General features: G+C 36.5%; 22 protein-coding genes and 1 pseudogene. 5 read left to right on the top strand and 18 right to left on the bottom strand.

Going from position 1 to position 25,769, the window contains the following annotated elements; all coding sequences use genetic code 11:
* Nucleotides 1-69: 69 nt before the first annotated feature.
* The 3 genes from ACFFU9_RS13710 to ACFFU9_RS13700 all read right to left on the bottom strand — a co-directional run bounded on the left by ACFFU9_RS13710 (nucleotide 70) and on the right by ACFFU9_RS13700 (nucleotide 5,014).
* Entirely contained in the window at nucleotides 70-2,565 is a 2,496-nt protein-coding gene (locus ACFFU9_RS13710) for an ABC transporter permease (protein WP_379862066.1), read from the bottom strand.
* A 47-nt stretch (nucleotides 2,566-2,612) separates the two neighbouring features.
* Nucleotides 2,613-3,302, bottom strand: a complete 690-nt coding sequence (locus ACFFU9_RS13705) for an ABC transporter ATP-binding protein (RefSeq protein WP_379862049.1) — start codon at nucleotides 3,300-3,302, stop codon at nucleotides 2,613-2,615.
* Between the two features lie 521 nt (nucleotides 3,303-3,823).
* Entirely contained in the window at nucleotides 3,824-5,014 is a 1,191-nt protein-coding gene (locus ACFFU9_RS13700; RefSeq protein WP_379862048.1) for a CynX/NimT family MFS transporter, read from the bottom strand.
* A 184-nt stretch (nucleotides 5,015-5,198) separates the two neighbouring features.
* Here ACFFU9_RS13700 and ACFFU9_RS13695 point away from each other — a divergent pair, with 184 nt between their 5' ends.
* From ACFFU9_RS13695 to ACFFU9_RS13675, 5 genes are all read left to right on the top strand, one after another.
* Nucleotides 5,199-5,942 carry an arylesterase gene (locus ACFFU9_RS13695; protein ID WP_379862047.1) on the top strand — a complete coding sequence of 248 codons (744 nt, stop codon included), beginning with the start codon at nucleotides 5,199-5,201 and terminating at the stop codon, nucleotides 5,940-5,942.
* Nucleotides 5,943-6,161: 219 nt separating this feature from the next.
* On the top strand, nucleotides 6,162-6,731 hold the full coding sequence (locus tag ACFFU9_RS13690) for a Crp/Fnr family transcriptional regulator (RefSeq protein WP_379862046.1): 570 nt from the start codon (nucleotides 6,162-6,164) through the stop codon (nucleotides 6,729-6,731).
* A gap of 79 nt (nucleotides 6,732-6,810) precedes the next feature.
* On the top strand, nucleotides 6,811-7,551 hold the full coding sequence (locus ACFFU9_RS13685) for an acyl-CoA desaturase (RefSeq protein ID WP_379862045.1): 741 nt from the start codon (nucleotides 6,811-6,813) through the stop codon (nucleotides 7,549-7,551).
* A 120-nt stretch (nucleotides 7,552-7,671) separates the two neighbouring features.
* A complete protein-coding gene (locus tag ACFFU9_RS13680) occupies nucleotides 7,672-8,397 on the top strand; it encodes a class I SAM-dependent methyltransferase (RefSeq protein WP_379862044.1) in 726 nt (241 codons plus the stop codon).
* 259 nt (nucleotides 8,398-8,656) lie between these two features.
* A complete protein-coding gene (locus tag ACFFU9_RS13675) occupies nucleotides 8,657-10,039 on the top strand; it encodes a right-handed parallel beta-helix repeat-containing protein (RefSeq protein WP_379862043.1) in 1,383 nt (460 codons plus the stop codon).
* Between the two features lie 13 nt (nucleotides 10,040-10,052).
* On the opposite strand, the gene ACFFU9_RS13670 is transcribed toward ACFFU9_RS13675, so the two are convergent.
* The 15 genes and pseudogenes from ACFFU9_RS13670 to ACFFU9_RS13600 form a co-directional block, all read right to left on the bottom strand.
* Entirely contained in the window at nucleotides 10,053-11,294 is a 1,242-nt protein-coding gene (locus ACFFU9_RS13670; RefSeq protein WP_379862042.1) for a DUF3999 family protein, read from the bottom strand.
* On the bottom strand, nucleotides 11,287-13,716 hold the full coding sequence (locus ACFFU9_RS13665; protein WP_379862041.1) for a DUF2339 domain-containing protein: 2,430 nt from the start codon (nucleotides 13,714-13,716) through the stop codon (nucleotides 11,287-11,289). Before ACFFU9_RS13665 ends, ACFFU9_RS13670 begins: the two co-directional genes overlap by 8 nt.
* A 313-nt stretch (nucleotides 13,717-14,029) precedes the next feature.
* Nucleotides 14,030-14,230, bottom strand: coding sequence for a hypothetical protein (locus ACFFU9_RS13660; protein ID WP_379862040.1), 201 nt, complete (start codon nucleotides 14,228-14,230; stop codon nucleotides 14,030-14,032).
* 14 nt (nucleotides 14,231-14,244) lie between these two features.
* Nucleotides 14,245-15,510: a S8 family serine peptidase gene (locus ACFFU9_RS13655; protein ID WP_379862039.1), complete on the bottom strand. Its 1,266-nt coding sequence runs from the start codon at nucleotides 15,508-15,510 to the stop codon at nucleotides 14,245-14,247.
* 5 nt (nucleotides 15,511-15,515) lie between these two features.
* Nucleotides 15,516-16,094, bottom strand: coding sequence for a hypothetical protein (locus ACFFU9_RS13650; RefSeq protein WP_379862038.1), 579 nt, complete (start codon nucleotides 16,092-16,094; stop codon nucleotides 15,516-15,518).
* Nucleotides 16,094-16,795 carry a hypothetical protein gene (locus tag ACFFU9_RS13645; RefSeq protein ID WP_379862037.1) on the bottom strand — a complete coding sequence of 234 codons (702 nt, stop codon included), beginning with the start codon at nucleotides 16,793-16,795 and terminating at the stop codon, nucleotides 16,094-16,096. Before ACFFU9_RS13645 ends, ACFFU9_RS13650 begins: the two co-directional genes overlap by 1 nt.
* Before the next feature lie 4 nt (nucleotides 16,796-16,799).
* A complete protein-coding gene (locus ACFFU9_RS13640; RefSeq protein ID WP_379862036.1) occupies nucleotides 16,800-17,630 on the bottom strand; it encodes a DUF2589 domain-containing protein in 831 nt (276 codons plus the stop codon).
* Between the two features lie 196 nt (nucleotides 17,631-17,826).
* Entirely contained in the window at nucleotides 17,827-18,432 is a 606-nt protein-coding gene (gene pncA, locus ACFFU9_RS13635) for a bifunctional nicotinamidase/pyrazinamidase (protein ID WP_379862035.1), read from the bottom strand.
* Between the two features lie 94 nt (nucleotides 18,433-18,526).
* Nucleotides 18,527-19,924, bottom strand: coding sequence for a nicotinate phosphoribosyltransferase (locus tag ACFFU9_RS13630; protein WP_379862034.1), 1,398 nt, complete (start codon nucleotides 19,922-19,924; stop codon nucleotides 18,527-18,529).
* A 298-nt stretch (nucleotides 19,925-20,222) separates the two neighbouring features.
* Nucleotides 20,223-20,804, bottom strand: a complete 582-nt coding sequence (locus ACFFU9_RS13625) for a DUF6515 family protein (protein ID WP_379862033.1) — start codon at nucleotides 20,802-20,804, stop codon at nucleotides 20,223-20,225.
* Nucleotides 20,805-21,181: 377 nt separating this feature from the next.
* A complete protein-coding gene (locus ACFFU9_RS13620) occupies nucleotides 21,182-21,913 on the bottom strand; it encodes a LytR/AlgR family response regulator transcription factor (protein ID WP_379862032.1) in 732 nt (243 codons plus the stop codon).
* Nucleotides 21,914-21,916: 3 nt separating this feature from the next.
* On the bottom strand, nucleotides 21,917-22,954 hold the full coding sequence (locus ACFFU9_RS13615; RefSeq protein ID WP_379862031.1) for a sensor histidine kinase: 1,038 nt from the start codon (nucleotides 22,952-22,954) through the stop codon (nucleotides 21,917-21,919).
* Between the two features lie 13 nt (nucleotides 22,955-22,967).
* Complete coding sequence (locus ACFFU9_RS13610; protein ID WP_379862030.1) at nucleotides 22,968-24,188, bottom strand: ABC transporter permease; 1,221 nt, start codon at nucleotides 24,186-24,188, stop codon at nucleotides 22,968-22,970.
* Between the two features lie 2 nt (nucleotides 24,189-24,190).
* Nucleotides 24,191-24,934: an ABC transporter ATP-binding protein gene (locus ACFFU9_RS13605; protein WP_379862029.1), complete on the bottom strand. Its 744-nt coding sequence runs from the start codon at nucleotides 24,932-24,934 to the stop codon at nucleotides 24,191-24,193.
* A 4-nt stretch (nucleotides 24,935-24,938) separates the two neighbouring features.
* Nucleotides 24,939-25,670: pseudogene (locus ACFFU9_RS13600) on the bottom strand (efflux RND transporter periplasmic adaptor subunit); the annotation flags it as partial.
* Nucleotides 25,671-25,769 lie beyond the last annotated feature (99 nt).

Raw genomic sequence — 25,769 nt, 5'->3', positions numbered from 1 at the left:
TTACGTTTCATAAGAATGCCTTTCTGTATAAAAACCAAAAGTATTTGCTATTAAAATAACGGTTTAAACCTAGCTTTCTCTTCGCAAAACCTCTAAGGGCGAACTTCGTAGCACCGTTTGAATATTGCTTAATCCAATCGCGAGCACCAACACGGTGATGCCTGGTAAAAATACCAGAAAAGGAATTAAAGCGGGCACAAAAGGCTCTTTAAATACAAACACAGCTAAACACCAACTGCCCACTAAGGCTAGCAAAATACCAACCAAACTGCCCAGCAATCCTAAAAACAGGTATTCAAAGGCTGAAATTCGCAAAATCTGCGTGTTTTTAGCTCCAAGCGTTCGCAACAAGACACTTTCTTTTATACGCTGGTATTTACTTGTTCTTACAGAACCAATCAATACGATAATACCTGTGAGGATACTAAAAAATGCCATAAAATTAATCACCCAAGACACTTTGTCCAATATGTCTTCCACAAGACTGTACACCTGTCGTAAATCGATAATAGATACATTTGGAAATTTAGTAACCACATCGTTTTGTAATGCTGCCGCACCCATCTCATCTGCCACTGCGGTGGTAAGGACATTAAATTTTGGTGCATCCTCAAGTACCCCTTTAGGGAATACGATGGTGAAGTTGAGCTGCAACTGTGCCCAATCGACCTTTCGGATACTGCCTACGGTTGTTTCCATTAGCACGCCCTGAACATTAAACATTACAGGATCCCCAACACTTAGGTTGGCATCAGACGCTAGGTTGTCTGAAATAGAAATAACCACAGGGTCACCGGGCTTTAATTCTGGCACCCATTTTCCTTTTATCAATTCTTCGGAGGCTATTAAAGTATCCCGATAGGTAGTTCTAAATTCATGGTTCAAAATCCACCCTTTTACTTGACGTGTACTATCGCGGTGCAGTTCATTCACCAACCGGTCTTTAATACTATGCATTCGCATGGTAACCAAGGGGATGTTATTCAACACGGGCAAACCCTTTGCTTTTATGCTCTTTACTACGGCATCGCGTTGTTCTGGTTGAACATCTAAAATAATAATATTTGCTTGTTTAGCCTCCTGCTCTACTTCTGTTTTTGCCAACAGGATATCTTTGGTAAAATATAAGGTACTGATTAAAAACGTACCCAAACCAATGGCAACGACCAGCACCACAGTTTGATTGTTGGGCCTGAACAAATTGAGTAAGCTTTGGCGTATGGTAAAGCTCCAATGCTTAGGAAAAAAATGTTTTAAGGCTTTTATAAACCCTAATGCAACCCCTGCTAATAGCGCAAAGGTAATAACGGTTCCGGCAACAAAAGCTAATGCATAAAGCGCATCGCGAAGCAACCACCATGAGAATACATATAGAAATGCTAAAATGGCCGTAAAAACGAAAATCTGTACTTTTTTAGGTTCTTGTGCAGCCTGTTCCTCTATGCGCAGCACAGCTAACGGAGAAACATACCATGTTCGAAGCAATGGCAATAGCGCAAATAATACAGACATGAACAAACCAAGACATACCCCCATAAAAATAGGTTGTACCGAAATGCGCATCTCGATAGTAAAAGGTAAAAAGTCTTTTAGGAGGTAAGGAAATAAGTCTTGAAGTCCGGCGCCAATTAAAGCCCCTATGGTACCACCAATAATTCCGATGCCTGAAATTTGGATGAGAAAAATAAGAAAACTTTGCAGCCTAGAGGCACCCATGCATTTTAGAACGGCAATAGCCCTTAATTTTTCTTTGATATAAATGTGCACAGAACTTGCAATACCAATACAACCTAACAACAAGGCTATAAATGCTGCTAAATTCAAGAACTTGCCCACATTATCATACCGCCTGCCAAGGCGTTTGGTCGTGCTCGTGTGCGTGTCTAAATCGGCATTTTCTAAATCAAGCAACGGCCCTATTTTACCTTCAAGGCGTTTTAGATCTAAAGTATCGGAAGCTTTATAGAAGTATTGGTATTCCTTTCGGCTTCCAAACTGCAATAATGCCGTAGCCGCAACAAAACGATACGGTATAACCACAGGCGGCGCTACAGAACTAGAAAAAGTAGAACTCCCTGGAATGGATTTTAAAGCCCCCGCAATGGGAAGCGTTAACTTTCCTATTTGAATAGAATCGCCAACTTTTGCGTTAAACTGAAGCAATAAAGCCGCATCAACTAAAGCTCCACCAGACTCCTGATAACGGTTTGCAGCAGAAGCTGGTACGGCATCTATTTTTCCATAAAAAGGAAAGTTGCCTTCGAGCCCTCGCACCTTTACTAATTTAGTGCCGCCCTGCTTTGGAAAAACAACCATGGATACAAAATTCACTTCGGAAGCGCCTGGTTTTAATGAATCGATAATCGCTTGTGCACGCGCTGTAGGCACTTGCTTGGAATCGATTATAAAATCGGCCCCCATTAAGCTTTTAGATTGGCGTTGGATGTTTTCCTTTAAATTTGTACTAAAGAGCTGTATGGATACCACAGCGGCAATACCCAAGATAATGGATGACATAAATAAAAGGAGTCGCCCTTTGCTCGCCTTGGCGTCTCGCCATGCCATTTTAAACAACCAAGCTATTTGTAGGCTCTTAATACTAGAGGGTACGCTCACAGGGCTGGTGTTAGGGGGTGGGTTACTATTTTTCCGCCTTTTAACTTTAATATGTGCTGCGTGCGGTTCGCTAATTCCATATCGTGGGTAATGATTATCAAGGTGGTCCCGTTTTCTTTATTAAGGTCGAATAATAATCGGATTACCTTTTCTCCGGTTTCGGCATCTAAGTTGCCAGTAGGTTCATCGGCAAATAAAATGGACGGAGCGTTTGAAAAGGCTCGTGCCAATGCGACGCGCTGCTGCTCGCCACCAGAAAGTTGCGAAGGATAATGATGTACACGATCGCCTAAACCAACTTTTTCCAATAGCGCCCTGCTTTTAATTGTTGCATCTTTAGCACCTTGTAGTTCTAGCGGAACACTAACGTTTTCAAGCGCCGTTAATGTGGGTAGCAACTGAAAATTTTGGAATATAAATCCCACGTGCTTATTCCGTAATTGTGCACGCTGGTCTTCATTTAAAGCATTTAAATCTTGTCCGCATAATTCAACATAGCCCGCATTGGGGTCATCCAAACCCGCGCATAGGCCTAATAAGGTGGTTTTACCGCTTCCAGAAGGTCCTACAATTGAAAAAGTTTGTCCTTTTTCAACCTCAAAAGAGATATCCTGTAAAACGGCTAAGCGTTTATTACCACTGGTATAGCTTTTTTCTAACCCAGTTATCTTTAATATTTTCGACATGACGTTTTTATTTTATACGGCGACTTATGTTAAAGGCTCAAAATAAACAATTGCATTCATATCTACCTATAACATCAAGGTTTAAACTCTTAAAGTTTTGTTATATTATGAAGGTGCTAGTCTGTAAATACGGTGCTACCATTTTGTTTTGGCAACCACAATGGAGCAACTTCAGTTTAATTAAAACCCTCCTTCTTCGTCTTCATAAGGGTGCTTTTTATAACAAACCGTTACTTGAAACAGGAGTCGATACCGAGTCGTGTTGAGATAGCATTATGGCGATAATATGATGCATTAAAAAGTTGGACTTCGCATGATCCGCATGAGTTGAAAGTCATATTTTTTATTCCAAAACCAAAGTATTGTCTAACTTTTATTAACAACAATAATGTTCAGAAGCAGGTGTTTACGAGGGTTTTATTAGCTTAAGTTTCATTTAAAGCATTACTTGTTAAAACAGCTTAAATAGGCTTAAAACCAGTAAGTTGATACGTGAATCTTTATTGATAAAACCCTAGCCATTATACCTTTCTATCTTTTCCTACCGCAATGCCCATAACCAGTTTAATGATGGCTATTCCCATCAATAATATTAAGGCGTAATTCCATACCTGTGTAAGATCGTAAATCATCCCCACAATAAACGGTCCTGTTGCTGCAATAAAGTAGCCTATGGATTGTACGATACCAGAAAGCTCGGCGGCGGTTTCGGCAGTATCAGATCGTAAAACAATAAGTAATAGTGCCAAACCAAATGTACCTCCAAGCACCATGCCTATCATGCCTACCCAAAGCTCCACCAATCCCATTCCTGGAATCATCAATCCTACTAATGCGATAAGCTCCACCACTACCAAACAAACAATAACCAAGCGTTGGTCCTTTCTAGAACCAGCCCAAATCGGTATTAACAAAGAGCCAATAATACCAGTAGCTTGTGATAGTGATAGCATCCAACCTGCATAGGATGCGTTAAATCCGCGATCTAGAAGTATGGCTGGCAACCAAGCTAACATCACATAAAACGCCAAAGATTGGAGCCCCATATACAGGGCGAGTTTCCAAACCAATCTGGAGCCGCTTAAAGCCTTCATGGCGTCTTTAAAACTTCTGCGAGGCGGTGTGCGATTTATACGTTTGATGTTCGGGATCCAAATAACGAGAGCCAAAACCGCTAATACTGCCCAGATGGCCAATGATCCGCGCCAACCCAAACCCAGTTCCATAGCCAAAGGCACACTTAATCCTGCGGCAAAAGCAGCACCAAGGGACATAATCCCTGAGTATAAACTAGTAACCAAGCCTGCTTTATGTGGAAAGTTTCTTTTAATTAGTGCAGGAATCAATACGTTTCCAAAAGCAATAGCTATACCCAATAAAATGGTTCCCAGGTACAGTTCGAAAACGCCACCAGAAGAACGTATTACAATGCCTGTGGTAAGTAAAATTAAAGCCCCTAACAGGGTTATTCCAATTCCAAAACGTTTTGTAAACAAAGGGGTAATAGTGGAAATAAAACCAAAGGCCATTAAAGGCAAGGTGGTGAGCAAGCCCAATAAGGTGTCTGAAAGCCCCACATTTTGACGGATCATGTCGATTAAAGGCCCAATACTAGAAAGCGCAGTACGCAAGTTTACTGCTATAAACAAAATCCCTACAAGCAGTAACATCCTCGATGCTTTGTTCAAGCCATTTTCATCTAATTTTCCCATAATGTATAACAGTTATCGGCATAATTAAAATATCCAATTCTCTGCAAGTTTGCAAAAGTAGTTTTTTGTTGGGAGAAGACCTGAATTAGATTCGTTATCATAACGTTAAAAGAGCATATGGCATCTTTAAGACGCAATAAACTTTAATATCTTTGGCCTATCCATTTAATTTATAAAATAACTTATGACTGAAGCTAAAAAGAACCACTTACACGCCTATCTTCCTGCATCAACACCCTTTAATTACGTTATATTTTGTTGTTTTATAATAGCGATTTCTCTTTTTTCTTGCCATGAAGCCAAGTCTAAAAAAACAACAGAAGATTTAAGTACCATAGAACAAACAGAAGACACTTTGACAACTAAAGCACCAACAAAAACCATACTATGCTTTGGCGATAGTATTACTGCGGGCTACGGGCTGGACGATACAGCAGATGCTTACCCAGGTTTATTACAACAAAAAGTGGATAGCTTAGGTTTAAACTATACCATTATTAATTCAGGCGTTAGTGGCGAAACTACCGCTGGTGGCAAAAACAGGATCGATTGGGTTATCAAACAGCCTGTTTCCATATTCTTATTAGAACTTGGCGCTAATGACGGGTTACGTGGGGTGCCCTTGCAGGAAACAAAATCTAATTTACAAGCCATCATAGATGTTGTAAAAGAAAAAAGCCCAGACACCACTATTATTCTTGCAGGAATGGAGTTGCCTCCAAATATGGGACAAGCGTATACAACCGCATTTAAGCAGCTTTATGCCGATTTAGCTCAGAAAAACACTTTAGAATTTATTCCTTTTATATTAAAAGATGTGGGTGGCGTGGCGTCCCTTAACCAAGGCGACGGTATTCATCCAAATGTGAAAGGCCATAAAGTACTGGCACAAACCGTTTGGGAGGTGTTACAGCCTTTAATTGACTAGTAATCTGTGTGAAGTGACTGATGACACTAGCCTAAATATATTGATTTCTATAGTTTTTAGGAATAGTATGAAAAGGCTAGAACCATTTATAGACGTATTACGGTTTTTGTGAGATAACACAAGGGCGCTCTACCCTATAGATTTTCAGTACAAAAACACAGGTTTTTATAAGCAGTAATCCTTATCTTTATTCTTTATTATAAACTGTATCTAAACGATTTGCAACAAATAAGATCTTATCTAGAACAGACTGCTACAATCTCAGATGCAGATTGGGCATTTTTTACGTCTAAACTACAGCGTCGTGTTATTCCTAAAAAAACTATTTTTTTAAAGTTACACGAGGTCGAGCATCATATTTCTTTTATAGAATCTGGTGTGGTACGCCTATTTATTCCTAAAGAGGACCCTGAAAAAGAAATCACTTTCGGCTTTAGCTTTAAAAATCAATTTATAAGTGCTTACGACTCGTTTTTAACACAAACCCCTTCGGCCTATCAGCTTCAGGCTTTGGCAGATACTACACTTTTAAGCATCACTTACAACGATTTACAAGCTGTTTATAAAACCACTCAAATTGGTAATTTTATTGGTAGACTTACCGTCGAGCGTCTGTTTTTATTAAAATCAAAGCGGGAACAACACTTATTAAACCTCACCGCAGAAGAACGCTATTTAAAGTTGTTTAAAGAGCGACCGGAGTTATTGAAGGAAATCCCCTTAAAGTACATCAGTTCGTATATTGGAGTGACGCCACAAGCTTTAAGCAGAATACGGAAACGCTTATAAAACGCGAGTATAGGGGCATTTAATTGATTTGGGTTCATTGTTTGACGACCAACGACACATTATCTTTGTAAAAAAAAGTATGGCAGTCGTTATTTTCGTTTTAGTCCTTTGGTATGGGGGCTTGTTTTTTCAATCCTTCTTTTTGCATCGCTATGCAGCACATCAAGTTTTTACCATGTCTAAAACCATGGAGCGTATTACCTTTGTATTAACCTGGATTTTTCAAGGTTCTAGTTATTTAAGTGCATATGGCTATGGTATTATGCATCGCATGCACCACGCTTATACAGATACAGAACTGGATCCCCACTCCCCTTCTCATGATCCTAATCTTTTTGCTATGATGTGGAAAACAAAAACCATTTATCAAGATATTAATGAGCAACGTATTCCTGTGGACTCCCGTTTTACAAAAAATGTCCCACAATGGAAAGCTTTTGATCGTTTTGCCAGTTCACGTTTTTCTAGATTGCTATGGATTAGCCTTTACACCTTATTCTTTGTGTTCTTTGTTACTGCTTGGTGGCAATGGCTTTTATTGCCCGTTACCTTTTTAATGGCTCCCATACATGGTGTAATTATCAATTGGTTTGGACATATCTATGGCTATGTGAATTTTCAAATGAAGAACACGAGCAAGAATCTATTTCGTTTTGACTTTTTAATGATGGGCGAAGGCTATCATAATAACCATCATAAGTACGCTAGTCGTGCTAACTTTGGTGTAAAATGGTATGAAATTGATATGACCTACCTAATTATTCGCGTATTGGACAGCGTAGGGATTGTTCGCTTGAAACCGATTAAAATTAAGAATTAATTTTAATCGTGCACAATCCACTAAGAAAAGGGTTTGTGGCCACCCTATCTATATGGTCCTGTTTAGGATTGGTTATTTATATAATTAGTAAGCACTATCTTTGAGGATAAATTAATAATTATGAGTTTCTATAAACAAATTGCGTCTTTTTATCATCATATTTTTAAAATCAACGGTAATCAAATTGATTTTATTAAGTCTAAAATACCAGAAAGTAACAGTAGGATTATAGATGTTGGATGTGGCATTGGAACACTTGCTTTCGAATTGGTTACGTATTATAAAAGCGTACTCGGGATTGATTTAGATGCTGAAATGATACGAACAGCATTACATAACACGGAAAACAAATCACATGCCATTGATTTTCAGCACATCGGCATGCTTAAACTACATACTATTGTTGATAAACACACGATAGACGGGATTATTTGCTTTGGAAACACTTTAGTTCATTTAAGCACCTTAGAAGAGGTAACTGATTTTTTAAAACAATCAAAAGCCGCCCTTAAAGCGAACGGCAAATTATTGCTGCAAATTGTTAATTATGATAAGGTTCTTGCTAAAAACATTCAGCAATTACCGCTTATAGAAAATGAGGATATTATTTTTGAACGCCATTATGGGTATCGCCCATTAGAACATAAAATGGATTTCAATACGCGCCTAACAGTTAAATCTACCCAACAGATTATTGAAAACAGTATTGAATTACTACCGCTATTAAAAGAGGACCTAGCGCATTTATTAAATAAGGCAGGGTTTAATAATTGTAATTACTACGGCAATTTCAATCAAGAACAGTATACTTTAGATAGTCCTGCTTTAATTATAGAGGCTTGGTAAGCCTTGTGGATGTTGCAAAATCTGAAAACAAATTTCATTGAATCCCGCTTCAATGAGGTGTTTAAAAAATCATCAAAACCTTCCTTCTTTCCGTTCCTATATCAATTATTGAAAGAAAAAACAAACAATAGGCTTGTACAGTCATAAAATTTCAGATATTTGAAACGTTTTAAAATAAATTAAACTTTGAACCATAATAGTTAAAAAACAGCGTTTAATTGGCCCCATATTTATTATTAACCTTATTCAATAGTGCCCCATGAAAATAACTCCCTATTCCCTACTTATTATTGGTTTTCTTTTTTTGAACTCTTGCTACAACGACCATGATGACGAAAACAGTTCTGATTTTGGGACGATTACCGAAGATTTAGATTCGAACGGTTTACCTCAAATGCTTTTTAAGATACAGCTCCCTATCGCAACCCATACTCTAGAGTATACCATAGATGTGGTTCAATGGGATATTCCTATTAACAACACCAATGCGGTAAAAACTACCGCTAACCTACAAGCTGCCATAGATTGGGCACATAGTGAAGGCTTTACTCGTGTAATATTACCCGAGGGGCACTATTTAGTAGGTAAAGATGTAAATGATATTTATCAAGGTGGTATTGATATTCATGATAATACAGATTTTGTATTTAGCCCAGGGGCTGTTTTAGAAATCCAAACCAATGATAAATGGAACTACTGTGTGTTGCGTTTAAATGGAGATAATATTACGGTTCGGGACGGTATTATTAAAGGAGATCGCGATACGCATGTGTATACACCACGCAATAGCGATGGCAAGACCGCACATGATGAGGGCCATGGCATCTGTGTTTGGAACAACAAAAACATATTGATTAAAAATATGGAAATTCTAAATGTTACAGGTGATGGCGCTTTGGTTTTAGACTCCAATGATGTTACTTTCATAGAAAACAACCTGCATAACAACAGGCGTCAAGGGATTTCTATTGTGGGTGGTATTCGTATTGAAATTACAGATAACGAGATCCATCACATCCATGGAATATCTCCGCAATTTGGTATCGATATTGAAGGCCCAGGACGTGTGGATGAAGATATTTTAATTCAAAACAATTACTTCCATCACAACACAGGGGGTGATATTGTGAATGCCACTGGTGAAAACGTATATATTTTAGATAATATTATGGAACAAGGGGATGGTAATACGTATATAGACGGCCCTATTGTAAGCTGGCATAAAACGCATAATATTATTGCCAGAAACACGATTACTATGACTTCAGGGTCTGTAAATGGGAGATTGGGCTATATCCAATATTCAAGCGGTGGCGATAAAGGCCATAATCGGGCCACGTATGTACACGAAAACGAATGTAATAGTTGTGGAATGTACATGTATAAAAGCTCGGATGCCGATGTGCGCCGTAATAAATTTCTAGGGTATTTTATGGCTTTTAGTGATTTTGAAAATGCTGTTTTGATAGACAACTTGGTTACGTATTCTGAAACACACCCTAACCTGAGGTATTGCTGGTCGTATCGTTTTAAAAATGTAACAGGGTTGGCTAGCGGAAACTACTTAGGAGACACCCTTGAAGCATTACCACTTTCTAAGGCTACGCCTTATACTATGCAGTGTGTGGTTGATGGTTGGTAGTACTAAAACATCATTAATGTTTATTCTTGCTCAAATCTTTTAATAAGCTAAAGGCAAAATAAGAAATCATTATGGCCGCTAAGCCTATACAGCACCACATAAACCAAGATTGTTGCCAAAAAGGAATTGCGTCTTTTGCTTTTGTAACAGGTTGCTGATAGGCGACAGTGTTTATCTCTGCAATTGGCAATTCGTTTTTAGTGGTGTTTGTGGCGTCAAAAATATCGTAATCGGGGAAATTCAAGTTATCATTTCCTGCGGTTACCTTATAGGGTTCACCTTGCTTTAAAGAAGCCACAAGGTAAACCGGTGCTTGCATAAAGTGAATATCAGAAATGTGTAGTTTAGGATTATCCTTATTGTCAATTTCTAAATAAATATCTTGTTCTATTGTGGTTGGCAAATCGAAAACCAAAGCTTTATCGGAACGTATGGTAAACGTTGCTATATACTCCCTATACGTTTCTAATCTGCGCTTTACCTCTTCCTCTTTTAGAGTATAGAGTTCGGCATTTCGACTATATAGATCAGGAGCGGTAATAACCATTTGAATTTGGTCGATACCTTCTGGTCTTTCAAAACGAGCATGGATTTGTGTCTTTTTATCTTTTTCTAAAAATGTAATGCTTTCTACAGGAACATTTTCCATAGTTACTGGCACTATGTCTAGAGTTTCGGTATTTGCAATCCCTATCTCTAGAAGATTTATAGGTAAAGAGTGACGGTCGTCAAAAACAATTTTAAGATATGGATATGAACAGACCGGAAAATGAATGGTTTTATAAACACGAGTTTCTATGGCGTGGCTCAATTGATTGAGCTGCCCACTATTTACCAAGCCAAACCAATGTTCTTGATCATTACTGCCTTCTAAACGATAGGTTTTATTGCCTTGATAATTGGCTATTAAAAGCACTGCTTTATCAAGTGTTTTATATGAGTTTTTAAAGATGTAAGTAGCATTACTGTCGGCTATACGTGTATTTGATATAATGGGAAATGCCTCGAAATCAGAAACTTTGGTTTTCTTATAGTCTGAAGTAGGCTGTATAAAATAAGGCACTTGTTGGCCTTTAGTATCCCAAACCCTAAAATCACGTAAATCTTTTGTGGCATAAGACCTTATGTTTTGCGGAATACGAATGCGGTATAGCCCATCTTCTTTTACAGGAGTAATATTGCCACTTACAAGATGGCTTTGTGCAAACGACATGCTTCCAGTAAGCAGTATGAAAAAAATAATCGATTTAATCATGTTTAGGGGTTTTGTCTTCGTCAATTACTAAAACTTTAATTTTTTGATATACAAATGAAATAATTAAAATGAGGACACCCAGCAAGATGAACGCAATAATTTTACCGGTTTCGGAAACATTGCTAATGTCGTACACAAATAGCTTCACAATAGTAATGCCTAATAAGGTGAGTGCGCTAATCCGTAAAGGTTTAATTTGTTTTTTAATTCCCCAAAGCAATAAAACAAAAGCCAATACCCCCCATAAGATAGGTAGTCCTGTTTTTATTATTTTACTTCTAGAGGCATCCATCAGGTCTGTAGCGGTTACATAAGAAGAGCTTTTTAAGCTTTGGTCTATTGGATAGTCTATCATATAAAGGCCGTGCAATATCACTTCTTTACTCGCCATAAACACTATTATAAAAACAACAAACCATAATATCCATCTATGTTTAAAAATAGAAAACACCTTTTCTGTTTTGTTAGTTGTATAAATTAAATACCAAAAATAAAGTACAAAGCTAATGGATACGAAATGTAAATAATAAGCCATATGGCTATTGGTCGCATCCATAATATTGTCTTTATGTTCGATAAAAGGGATGCTGCTAAACAAAAACGCAAATAATAAAATGTTTAAAACAGCCACACTATTAATCATTTTATCACGGCTTAACGTTCTATTTCTATAGAATATAAAACAGAATACTAGTGAAAAAAGTAAGTGGTATAATGCTATAATCGCTAGAAAATCGTTAAATGAGAAATAGGTAACGGATTGATAAGAAACTTCAAAAAACCCAACAAAATACCCCGTAATAATGGCCAATATATGAATCAGGTTTCTATACGATTGCGGATGAAACTTAAAACCGAATTTTAATAACTTTTCTGTTTCATTTCGCAGCAAATAGCCCACGATCACCATGGAGGCTACTACAAAAACACCGCCAATAAAAATAGGATTAAGTACTATAATTAGAGTATTAGTGGTTTCAAAATAACGAGGCCAATCCATCAGCAGGCTTATCAACATTAAAAACTGAACCAAAACGGTAGCAAACCGGTAACTCTTTATTTGCGATTTTTGTGCTAACCACATTAACAGTACAGCTTCTGCTGCCCAAAACATCGTGATGTTGTTTCCTGAAAACTGAACAGGAATGGCCAATGTGATAAAGGTTAATGTTAAACCAATTAGTAAATACACTGCTATTTTGTCTAAACCAAATTTTTTATACAATACCCAAGCATATACTAAATTTAGCACCGCTAAAAGCGCTGTAAACAGACCGGACAACTCAGGTTTATAGTTAGCGAGTATGAGCATGCCAATACCATAAAAAATAAAATTATTAACCGATAGCATTACCAACTGAATTTTGGAGAGGCTACCTTTGTTGCGCAAATTATTTATAATATTGGTAATTATAAATAGGAGATAAAAAACAAATGCAAAAACTAGAGCACCTAAGTAATCTGGTGCTTCGGCATTCAATTCTGTAGCCATCCAACCCGAAAACAACACCATGGTAAACACAAATGCCAGTATATGTACGGCATGCCATTTTTTAAAATAAGCAAGGGCCAATATACCTACATCTAAAATAGCGATATAGGTAAAGAGCACCACATAGTTGCCACTACCACTACTTACCATAAAAGGCACTAAAAAACCACCAATTAACGATAATATGGCAAGTTCCATGCGATTATAAGACAAAGAAATCAAACAACTGAAAGCCGTTATTACCACCATGATTCCAAAAGCCACTTGTTGACTAAATAATTGATATTCATGAAAAGCAATAGCGATAGTAAAATAAAAAACAGCAAGGGCTCCAGCTACTAAAACAGAACTAAAAGGAGCGTATTTCTTACGTAGCTTATGGGCGATAAACAGCACCAAACTTCCGGCTAATATACCAATACCCACACGTGCAGGCTCATTAATCCAATCTTTGTCTATGGCGAATTTTACAAAATAACTAATTCCTAATACTAAAATAAGAATCCCTATTTTGTTGATCAGGTTCTCGCCAATAAACTTTTCAAGATCAGGATTCTTTTGTTTAAAACGCTTCCAGAAACTAGGTTTAGGTTTTTGCTCAACTCGTTTATTAGGCGCTGTTATGGGAGTTTGAAAAGATGCCGAAATTTTTACAGGCTCAGCAACTCTCTCTTCTTTTATAATTTTAGGTATAGGCTGTGTGGCCTTTAAAGGCCTTTCGACTACAGGCTCAACAGGGTTCTTTAGAACATCTTCTCTAATGATTTTCTTTGTAGCTGTTTGATCTGGCGCTTTATAATGTGCTAAGAGCTTGTTTACTTTATCGTTTAAAATACTAATTTCTTTTCTTAAACTAAGACTTTCCTTGCTATGCTTCGCGTTTTGTAAAATCAATAAAACGATAACAACAAGTAGTAAAAATAACTCCATAGGGTAATTTTGGGTGGTTAAATGTCGTAGGTATGGTTTATACCATGTCTCTTTTATTTTAAAAGCTAGCGGTAAAGATAAAATGAAAAACTTAGAATACTAATTTTTTTAAAATTCATGTGTAAGACATGGAGATTAATAAAAAAACAGAAACTAAAATTATAAAATGTACCGCATTTATACCCTATCCTTTTAAGTAGATATTTAAACAACCTGTTAAGTACTAGTACTTATTATCGTATTTTTATTTTTTTTTAAATTTTATAATTAAAAAGTTAACACGACCCTGAAATTGATGTAAATTTAAGAATCTTTATAAATTAAAGTTTTTTTCTTCTTCTATAGACTTAATATATTTTAAAGCCGTTTGTTTTAATGCTTTCTTACTTTCTAATTTAAGAGCTTTAAATCTAGGATAGTAATCTACTATAGCACAGTCCATCTCAATAAAATAATTAAAAATATCTGTGTTTAAAATCACATCATCTTTTAAAATTACCATGTATGTTTTCATAAGTGATTTCTCATTTAAAAAGTTTGAGCAAGACCTTGCCCCACATCCCTAAGCAATTGATTTGTTAAATGTTTGGCTCGCTTTTCTAATTTCAACCAAATACCTTCGGCCGATAAGCTAGGATACGCTTCCCAGTATAGCGCCGCTAAGCCTGCTACGTGGGGTGCTGCCATGCTCGTGCCATTCCTTGTTCTATATAAGTCGCCATTTCCAGCATTTTTTGACGATGAGCTAAACACATTAGTCCCTGGTGCGGCAATATCTACGCGTCCACCATTACTAGCATTAATGCCACCATTGGAAAAAAGCGCTACTTTTAAGGATGGATCTAAAGCGGCTACTGCCATTATAGATTCTGCATTTGCAGGACTGCTAACAGGTTTAGGCAACCCCGGTCTGCTACTATCATTACCGGCTGCTGCAATAAGCAAGCAATTGTTTTCTAAGGCCTTTCTGCCAACCTGTTCAAAAATAGGGGATGGCTTTTCACCAATTTTAACTGGAGCACCCAAAGACATAGAAACCACTTGATGTCCTTTTTCCAGACTATTGTCAATAGCATCAATAATGGCACTTGTGGATCCACTGCCAGAATCGCTCAATACTTTTGCAATAACGATATTGGACTCGTAGGCTACACCATATCTTTTGTTATGCTCTAACGACAGATAACCTGCTGCGATACCTGTGCAATGTGTGCCGTGACCGTGACCATCAACATCCCATTTCTCTCCAGGCACGAAAGATTTCCCTGTAATATTTCTATCTTTAAAATCAGGATGCTTAGCGTAAAACCCTGTATCTAATATACAAATGTCAATTCCTTTTCCTGTGTATTTACTCGATTCTATTCCAATGGCTTGCAGCCCCCAAGTGTAATTTTGATTTACGCTTATTATTTCGTTTTCCTTAACAAGCTCTTCTAATTGACTTAGTTTATCAGAAAGGTCTTGGATTTGCGATTTCATCTCGTGAATTAGATCCAGTTCGATTACTGGAGTGAACATGCGCTCTTCTTCCCAATAAATAATAGGATTGGAAGCCGCATTTGTAACCCTATGTAGCTTTGCTAATTCATAATTGTCCACAATGGCTAAGCCTAGGTTTTTTAAAAACAACCCATCTCCCGAGTTCAAAATATCTTGTGCACGTAGTTTAGAACTCAACTCTGCAGATGATGTGAGTTTTATACTAAGGTCTCTTTCTGTTCTTTTAATTGTAGAACGCTCATTATCCTTTAATTGAATGATATATTTATTTGAGGTTTTATTGATGGCCATATGGTTTAATTTTTAAGTTTTGAAAATGTCATATCAATTAAAATGCTAATATCTTCCTGTAAAATATCTAATTTTAATTTCTTATCGATAAGTGAGATTTGCTCGTTTGTTTTGAGGGATTTCCATAAAGCAGTACACTTCTCGATGTTGTCTGTTTTTTTTATGAGGGCGTCTGTAAGGAGTTTAGATTGAAAGGCCGATAATATTAATTGATGGATCGTTTCTGAAGCTCTAAACAATAAATCCTCTACCGTTTGAAGCGAATGCCTCAATACATCACCTAAATTGGATAAACAATGGAAACACGCCGTGCGAATTAAATCTCGTCGCCTAGTCTTTACACGCTCTAAACTTATAGGGTCTATGCCAGAAACAGCAAGGTTTAAGTAAGTTTTTAACTGACTAATTTGGCTCTCTGATGTACTTTCTCCTACCTGTCCGTAATACGCTTGCACATCGTTTAGCAAATGCATGAGCGTTTTGTCTAAGTCATACTCCTTTCTAATGAACTTTTCATTTTGAGAAATAAGCTCTTGATTAAACCCTTCTAAATGTTGTTTTTTAAAATGAATGAGTACCGTCATTATTCAAAAATTATTTCTTCAATTTTATTACCTTTTTCATCGGTAGCATGATGGATCCTAATACCCTCTTCAACCATCTCTACATTGAGCGTTAATAATATTTTACCCTTATCTTTTTCATCGCTAGTATCAGGATCAAAATAAATAGCATTAAGCTTTGACGACACTGGCTTATATCTGTTTTTAAGAGATTCTTTTAATATGTTTTCCAGTTCTTCATTTTCTACCGATGCCACATCTGCAGAAACATTAAAGGTTCTAATCTTGATTAAATCTAAAACAGGTTTTTTAAAATCTACTTTTAAAAGGGTATCGTTGGGCTGGTTTATAACCTGAGAATTGCCTTCTTCTAAATGGGCTATAACCCGTTTCATATTATTGCCCTCCAGCGATTCTTTAGAGATAAACATGAGCTTTAATTGTTTCTCCTTATTAATTTTTTCAATTCTTGTATTAACGTCTTTTATAAATTCGGCATCATCCATTTTAAATTTATAACGAGTATCTGCGTCTAACTCCGAAATCTTCACAGGAATACTAAGCTTTACCGAAGGCATTGTAAAACGTGGCACTCTAAAATATTTTAGGTACGGATGCTTAGCGTATTCCTTTGCCATCATAACAGCTTGTTCGTCTGCTTTTTTTCTAGCTTGGACTATCTCTTCATTAAGATAGTCCATGTAGTCTGATAATTTGATCATCACCTTATTCTGATAAAATTCCTAAAACTTTTTCTAGACCGCCAGGCATCTGGTCGTTTGTTGCCACAACCTTTACCCCCATCGTATACTCCTTCTCTACTTTTACACCTGTGCTAGACGATCTTTTGTAAGATGCAGATACCTTAAACTTTACGGGCCCCCATCCCCCACTAACGCCTGCATCGATACCAAACTCGCTGCTAACATCTTTAGTGTATACAGAATTTAGTTTGACGTTAAAATCTACTTCACAGGTTTCAATACGTAAACTCGGAATATTTAATACAGATACAAAAGGCACTTTAAGAGCCACGTCTTCCTTTAAGGTACTTCCAGGATTGTCAGGATCTGGGACTTCTTTTGTATATGAAAAATCCACCATGCGCAAATCGCCATCTTCTGTAAAACCAACCTCTTTAATAAAGTTAACGGTAGACATAGATGCATTGGCTTGTGCCGTTACACAGGCGTTCAATGGGCCACCAATTAGGTTTTCAAAATCAATACTCCCTAACTCTGCAGCAAAATCTGCATCTGCGGCGTCTAGCGTAGAAAACTGATTTTCATCGTTTTCCATTTGCGCAAAAATAGTTTTAAGCAATTCTGGTGCATGTTCAATACGGTCTTCCCATTTCACATCATAATTATATTTAAAAGACTCTACAATGGCAATAAGGTCTTCATTTTTGGTTCTTGATAATTCACTAATCTGAATGCCCGTAATTTTTGAAAAATCATCACCTACAACTTCTTGAATACCCGTCAATAAATCAACAAGCTCTTTCTTGGTTTTTTTGGAATGGTCTTGTTCCAAAATTCTTTCTAGTTTTTTCATTTTTAAAGATTTTTTAGGTTAATATATTTTACTTAAGTAAATATACAACAGCTATAAACCTGTAAATGAAGGAAATAAACCGAAATACGTAGGGTGTTTCCACCCTTTTATAAAGAAGCAGATTGTAAATACAGTATACTAAAAATAAAATTAAAGAATTTTAGAATAGTGTAAACTATAGAGGTAAGTATGAAAATTAAATATTTGATGCGGAAACCACTTGAATACCTAAGCTTTCCATCTCTTTCTTTTGTTTATTAAACTGCTCATAATCTAAAGGTTGAGAAGCATCTTCAATAAAAAAGCACTTAAATCCTTCATTAAAAGCATCGTGGATAGAAAAATAAACACAAATATCTGCTGCAAGACCACATAAAAAAAGCTGGGTTGTTCCTTTCTCCTTTAAATATCCTATTAACCCAGTAGATTTTAAACGTCCATTGTCGTAAAAAGCACTATAACTATCCATAGATTTATCTGTTCCTTTTCTAAATATAGCTTCCCATTTTTGAGTAAGGAGTGCTGCATGGAACTTAGCGCCTTCTGTACCTTGAACGCAGTGGTCTGGCCATAAAGTTTGTTGTTTTCCGTGTACCTCAATCTCATCAAAAGGAATTTTGTTTTGGTGATTGGAAGCAAAGCTAACATGGTCTTTAGGGTGCCAATCTTGTGCAGCAACTACCAAGTCGAATTTAGGTTGAATGCTATTTATTACGGGTATTATCTTATCGGCATTAGGTACGGCAAGAGTTCCGCCGGGCATAAAGTCATTCTGGACATCAATAATAAGAAGCGTTTTCATCTTTAAGTTTTAGAGATTTTATATAAAGTTAGCCAAACACATTTTCTTCATAAGCTTGAAGAAGGAATTGGACGCATAAGCCCAGCATAGGTATTTAAAATTTATGTTTTAAAACCAGTGCATCACGCTCTTGTTTAAGCTTAATGCTAAGGCCTATTTTGTAAATATGCGGATTATCAAAACGCTTATACTCCTCTGGGAGTTTTTCTAAACGCGATTTCGAATAGCGGGCAATTTCTGTAACAGAACGCGTTGGATTTACTTTTTTACCGTGTTCCATAACCTTTTCAAGTAGCGCTTCATGATTAAACCGATTAAGATCTAAGCTTTTTGTGATATCGAAAGGGTGTTCCATTTCTCCTACTTGCTCTTCCTTAAACAATGCTACAGCGTCTGCCCCATAAAACATACCGTTTTCATCCAACATTCTGTACACCTGTTTTTTATAAGGAAGCGAGACTTTAATAATATTTTCGGAAAGCTTGATACGTGGCTCGCCATTAAATTCCGATAATTTATAAACACCATCTATGGCAGCATCTGGTTTTCCCGTAACTAAATTGGTTCCTACACCAAAAATATCAATGGGCGCCCCTTGTTCTTTTAAACTCTTTATTACAAATTCATCCAACTGATTTGAGGCTACAATCTTCACATAACTCAAGCCGGCCTCGTCTAGCAAGATTCGGGTTTTTTTAGATAAGTATGCCAAATCGCCACTGTCTAATCGAACACCTAGCAATCGGTCTCCCCTATGCTCCATCTCCTTAGCAACGGTTATAGCATTTGGCAAACCGCTTTTAAGTGTGCTATACGTATCAACCAAAAGCACACAGTTTATGGGGCGCCATTGCGCAAAATCGCGAAAAGCTTGTAATTCATCTTCATAGCTTTGTATAAAGGAGTGCGCCATGGTGCCGGAAGATGGAATATTATAATCATCGGCAGCTTTTACATTACTTGTACTATCGAAACCTCCAATGGCGGCGGCTCTCGACGCATAATAGCCACCAGTGGCATGGGCGCGGCGTAATCCCATATCCAATAACACACCATTCTCTGCACTGTACCGTATTCTACTGGCTTTGGTAGCTATTAAAGTTTGGAAATTAAGAAGATTCAATAAAAGGGTCTCAATAATCTGAGCTTCGATAATATTGGCTTCTACTTGTAAAATAGGACGGTTTGGAAAAACAACATCGCCTTCTCTACTCGAGTAAATGGTGCCTTGAAACTGGAAATTCTTTAAATAGTCTAAAAACTCTGCTTCAAACCCATGTTGCTCTAAGTAAGCGATATCGGAAGCTGAGAACGTTAATGTTTCAAGAATATGCAACACATCTTCAAGTCCGGCAAATATAGAATAGCCACCATCAAACGGGTTGTGCCTAAAATAATAATCGAACACGGCACGTCCTTTAGGTTTGGTGCGAAAATAAACTTGGGCCATGGTAAGTTGATAAAGGTCGGTATATGCTGCTGTTATATTCAAGAGTTCTCCGTTTTTAAATGATTTTTTATAATGCTGTCAAGATATTCAAAAAAAAGCTGAATTTCTTAACAAGTTTAAAAAAAAGTAACTCTATTAAAAGGTGTTTTCTATTTATAGGTAATTTCGCTTAGTTTTCTTTAAAAACTTTTATAGCACACTTTTACCCATTTTAAACGTTCTACGTTATGTGGGTTTTAGTTTACAAGAGGGCTTTCTTCAACTAACAAAATCAAAAAAGAGGCTTATTTAAAATTATAAACCTCCTTTTCTGCTATTAAACTAATGTGTTTCTTTGTGGCTACTCCATGTCTATAATCCCTACTACTTCATAAGCTCTTGTGCCATCTACCTGTATTTTTTCGTACAGAATATTGGCATATTCGTAGTACGATTGCCCATCTATAACTACTTTTTCATAATCGGCCGGAAGTTCATAAACGATAGTTCCCACTTCTGGATCCACCACCTCATAACCATTGTTCACTTGAATATAGAATATGCCCTGTGCATTATAGTATGTGTTTGTGTGATGTATAATTCTTCTATAATGTGTAGGTAACACAGCAACTCTAAACCCTACTTTAGGCGCAATCACAATATATCGGCCCCTAGATTGTGTGTAATACTTATTATTGGCATAGTAGTAATTTTGTCCATTTTGTTTCACCACCGTTCTATTTGGTAAAGTTCTTACTGACACCACTTTACGCTTCGGGGTTTTATAAGTCACTTTGGTGCTTGGAATACGTCTATTTACCGTGTTTTTAGAAACAGTTGTTGTTACTGTAGTGGTACTGCGGCGTGTTTGTCCTGTGGCTTCTGCCATAAAAACCATCATAACAAATGATGATAGGACATAGGTTTTAATACGTGTTTTCATAATTTATAAGATTTTAGCTTCGACTTGAGTTATTACTCAGACCCTATTTTAGGGTAATAGTTTAAAGATATCTTATATTTATGTGCAAAAAAACCAAAATAGACAGGTACTTGTTTTATCTCTATTGATCTTAGAGTTTTGTAGATGATGGAAACCAAAACCTACATTTCTAATGTTATAAAAACAATTTTAGCATGCTCTTTATTATAGAAATAGGCTAAACTGATAGCGCATTATCTAGAGTCGTATATACGCAAAAAAACTAGAATTAATTGCAGCATAAGTTTTTCGCTTAGAAATATCGCGTTTTCTAATAGTTTAGAAGTCGTGTATTTAAGCATTATAATTTTCTTGTGATGCTTAAATGGCCTTAGGGATTAACCTAAAGAGTTTTTATGGATAAATTCCAAGAATTTGGATTTGTATTGCTCTGAAACGGTAATGCGTTGTGTATTGATAATGATCTGACTACGCTCTATTTCATCAATATTTTTTAAAGACACAATAAAGGAACGGTGTACACGCATAAATTGCGTGTTTGGCAGTTCTTCTTCTAGCATTTTTAAGCTCATAAGCGTTAAAATAGGCTTTGGGTTGTCTTTTATCCAGATTTTAATATAGTCTTTAAGGCCCTCAAAATATAGAACATCTTCCAGTTTAATCCGTAATTGCTTGTATTCTGATTTTACGAACAGGAATTTTTTTTCTTCGGAAACCTTGCTATGCTGTGCTCCTTTTATCAAATTAAACCACAGGCGTGCTTTATTTGCCGCAGTAAGAAATTCGGCATAATCAAAAGGCTTTAATAAATAATCTAAAGCTTCAACTTTAAAACCATCTAAAGCATATTGATCGAAAGCTGTGGTAAAAATAACACGTGTATCTTTAGGTAACATTTTTGAAAACGCAATGCCTGTTAAATCTGGCATTTGAATATCTAAAAACATGAGGTCTACAGGTTCTGTTTTTATAAATTCCATGGCCTCAATAGCACTGCTACATGTCTTTTTTAAAACCAGAAAAGGTGTTTTTTCAACATAACTTTCAACCAAATTAAGCGCCATAGGTTCATCATCTACAATAACACAAGTAATTTTTATACTGCTCATACTCTAGGTTGTTTCAATTTCTAATTGTGCCTTATAACGATTATTATCTACAACTGTTTTAAAGCTGTTTTTATTTGGGTATAATAACGCCAAACGTTTTTCAATATTAGGAAGTCCGATTCCCGAACCACTTTTATCATCTGTCTCTTTAGGAAAATTATCGTTTTCAATAGTAAAGATCACCGTTTTATTATGGGAGCTTATATGAATGGTAATTACACTTTCTTTACTTGCCGAAACACCATGTTTAAACGCATTTTCAATTAATGAAATAAATAACAATGGAGCAATTTTAATACCTGTTTCTTCGGAAGGAAACTGATAATGGACATTTGTTTTATCTGAAAGCCTTAATTTCATTAAATCGATATACTTTTTCATAAAGTCTATTTCTTTCGATAGAGGAATAGTTTCTACATGGGTTTCATACAACATATAGCGCATCAACTTGCTTAAACTATGGATGGATGTTTTCGCTTGATCTGGCGATATATCAACTAGTGCATAAATGTTATTCAATGAGTTAAAAAAGAAATGGGGCTGTAATTGGTAATGCAAATGCTGCAATTCTGATTTCAACTTCACATTAATTGCTTCTTTACGTTCGGCTTCGGTTTTATTCCAACGTTGTGTGGTTTTTAAAGCAATTGAAAATAGCAAAGGTGCCATATAGGACAGGACTTGTATATAAACACCTATTTTAAAAGGAGGGCCTACTCGCTCTGTGTTTTCTAGACGTTTTTTTATAATATCCTGAAAAAAATTGTCTTCAATATATTCCTTCAGAAACAAGAAAAAAGCAATCATTATGGCGTTTACACCAACAAACTGTAGCATTTTTTTAGGATACAAAAAACGATCTACCAATACAAAGTAATTGAGGTAAAAGATAATGGCCGAAAAGAATAAAGGAATCCAAAAATGCGCAATAACTCTATTAATTTCTTGATCTTGACCATAGGACAGCAGGTATGGCAAACAAAATAATGTTAACCAAACCAACAGATGTGAAAAGATGGCTATTGTTTTCTTCTTGTACATAATTTATAATTCATTATTCGTAACGCAGTGCAGTGATAGGATCTAAAGCCGATGCTTTTCGTGCAGGATACCATCCAAAAAAGATACCTGTTACAGCACAAACTGCAAAAGAAATGATAATAGAATACAAAGCCACACTTGTAGGCCAATTTAAGAATTTTTCGATGAATACGGTTGCTCCGAGTCCTAATAATACCCCTAAAACACCACCTGTAATACTTATTAAAATGGCTTCGATCAAAAATTGCATTAAAATATCTGCTCCTTTAGCACCTACAGCCATACGCAACCCAATCTCTTTTGTTCTTTCTTTTACAGAAACATACATGATATTCATGATGCCAATACCACCAATTAATAAGGAGATACTAGCTACTGCCACTAGCAATATAGTTAACATTTCGCTGGTAGAACTAAAGGTAGAAATTAACTCTTCCATGGAACGCACCGTAAAATCGTCTGCATCACTTTCCGTTAATTTGTGTTGTTCACGCAAAATATTAGAAACTTCTAAAACCGCATTTGGCGCTTCTTCCTCACTAATTGCAGATGCCATAATTTGATTTAAATGATCGATAGCCAAAATACGTTTTTGTACTGTTGTATAAGGCGCAATAACCACATCATCCTGGTCTTGACCAAAGGTGTTTTCACCCTTTTCTTCTAAAACACCAATCACCTTAAACGGAATATTATTAAAACGAATCATTTGGCCAACAGGATTTTGCCCGTCTGGAAACACATTATCAACAACGGTTTGCCCAATTACAGCAACTTTAGATGCTGTTTGCACCTCTGCATCTGTAAACATGCTCCCATTTTGTAAGTCGACCACTTTAATGCTTAAATACTCAGGATTTACACCATAAATGGATGATGGCCAGTTACTAGAACCATTTATAACCTGACCTCTACCTTCTACCACAGGAGAACTATAACTTAATAAAGTCGATTGTGCTTTAATCGCTTCATAATCACTTAAAGTTAGCGATTCCATGACGCTAGCTTCTTGCCTAACACCGCCACGCGTATCTGCTCCTGCTTTAATGGTAATCATGTTAGAACCCATAGCCGAAATAGTAGTACGGATACTTTCCTTTGATCCTTCTCCAATAGCCAACATGGCGATAACAGAGGCTACTCCAATAATAATTCCAAGCATCGTTAACAAAGTTCTTGTTTTATTAAGAATGATGGCTTTTGTTGCGATTTTAAATAAATTTAATAGTCTCATAATTAATCGTCTTGTTTAGGTAATTTAGCTAATTCATTTGCTGCAGACTGGATATTCTCATTCGTGTAGTCCTTCATAATATTCCCATCTTTTAACACGATGGTTCGATTACTAAACATGGCAATATCAGGTTCGTGCGTAACAAAAGTAATGGTAATGCCCTGTTTGTTTAATTCTTGAAACAAGGACATAATTTCGTAAGACGTTCTGGTATCTAAGTTTCCTGTGGCTTCATCGGCAAGAATCATCACGGGATTGTTTACCAAAGATCTAGCAATAGCAACACGTTGTTGCTGCCCACCTGAAAGCTGCGATGGTGTATGATGCATTCGCTCTGCTAACCCCACCATTTCTAAGGCTTTAATGGCGCGCGCTCTGCGTTCGTCAGTAGAAACCTTGCTGTTGTACAACAAGGGTAATTCTACATTTTCAATAGCAGATGTTCTTGCCAATAAATTATACGATTGAAAAATAAAGCCTATCTTTTCATTTCTAATTGTTGCCAATTCATTTCTAGTCAGGTTCTTTACTTTAACACTATCAATTTCATAATTACCACTGGTAGGTTGATCTAAACAGCCTAGAATATTTAACATGGTACTCTTACCTGAACCGCTCGACCCCATAATGGTTACAAACTCGCCCTCTTTTATATCAAACGAAATACCTTTTAGGGCATGAACCGTTTCGGTTCCCATGGTAAACTCTCGTTTTAAGTTTTCTATTTTTATGATTGCTTTTTTCATCGTATTATCTTTTACCGCCACCACCTCTTTGTGGCATAAATGGACTTTTACTTTGTTCCTCTGTAGCTGCTTCTAATTTAGAAACCCGTTTTAAGCTATATACTAATTGATCGCCTGCCGAAATACCACTCAATATTTCTACATTAACACCATCACTAGCTCCTAGTGTTACTACTTTAGGTGTAATTGCTCCGTTCGCTTGTAATACCCAAAGCGTGGTTTCTTCTCTAGAAGGTCTCCTTGTATTTTCAGGTAATTGATGTTGTTCATTATAGCTAGCAAAGACTTCTCTTTCTGGTTTAAAGTTGATGGCTTTAGCTTCCGCAGTTAACACATCATTTAATTCTAATGTATAAATAGAAATGGTTGCTGTTAATCCTGGCTTCAGTTTTAAATCTAGGTTATCTGCCTTAATTACAACCGTATACGTCACCACATTTGAAGTCACCGTTGGGTCTAAACGGACTTGTGTTACTTCTCCTTGAAACGTTTCTCCTATGTAGGCATCGACTGTAAACTCAACACGTTGCCCTTCTTTTACTTGTCCTATATCTGCTTCATCTACATCGGCCTCTACTTGCATTTCTTTTAAATCTTGAGCAATAGTAAATAACGTTGGTGTACTTAAACTGGCCGCTACCGTTTGTCCTTCGTCGATAGCTCTAGATAATACCACACCGTTTATAGGTGAATAAATATTAGCATACTCTAAATTGGTTTTAGCTTGTTGCATAGTTTAGCCCCTTAATAGTTCGGAGTGATATTTTAAATTTGAAAACCCATATATTTGAGATATGAAATACAGGAAATGGACATTAGAACAGAAGTTAGAAAT

Source organism: Mariniflexile ostreae (assembly GCF_042427585.1).
GTDB classification, from domain to species: domain Bacteria; phylum Bacteroidota; class Bacteroidia; order Flavobacteriales; family Flavobacteriaceae; genus Pseudalgibacter; species Pseudalgibacter ostreae.
The sequence above is the reverse complement of the archived record's forward strand: the minus strand, read 5'-3'. Positions and strand labels throughout refer to the sequence as shown.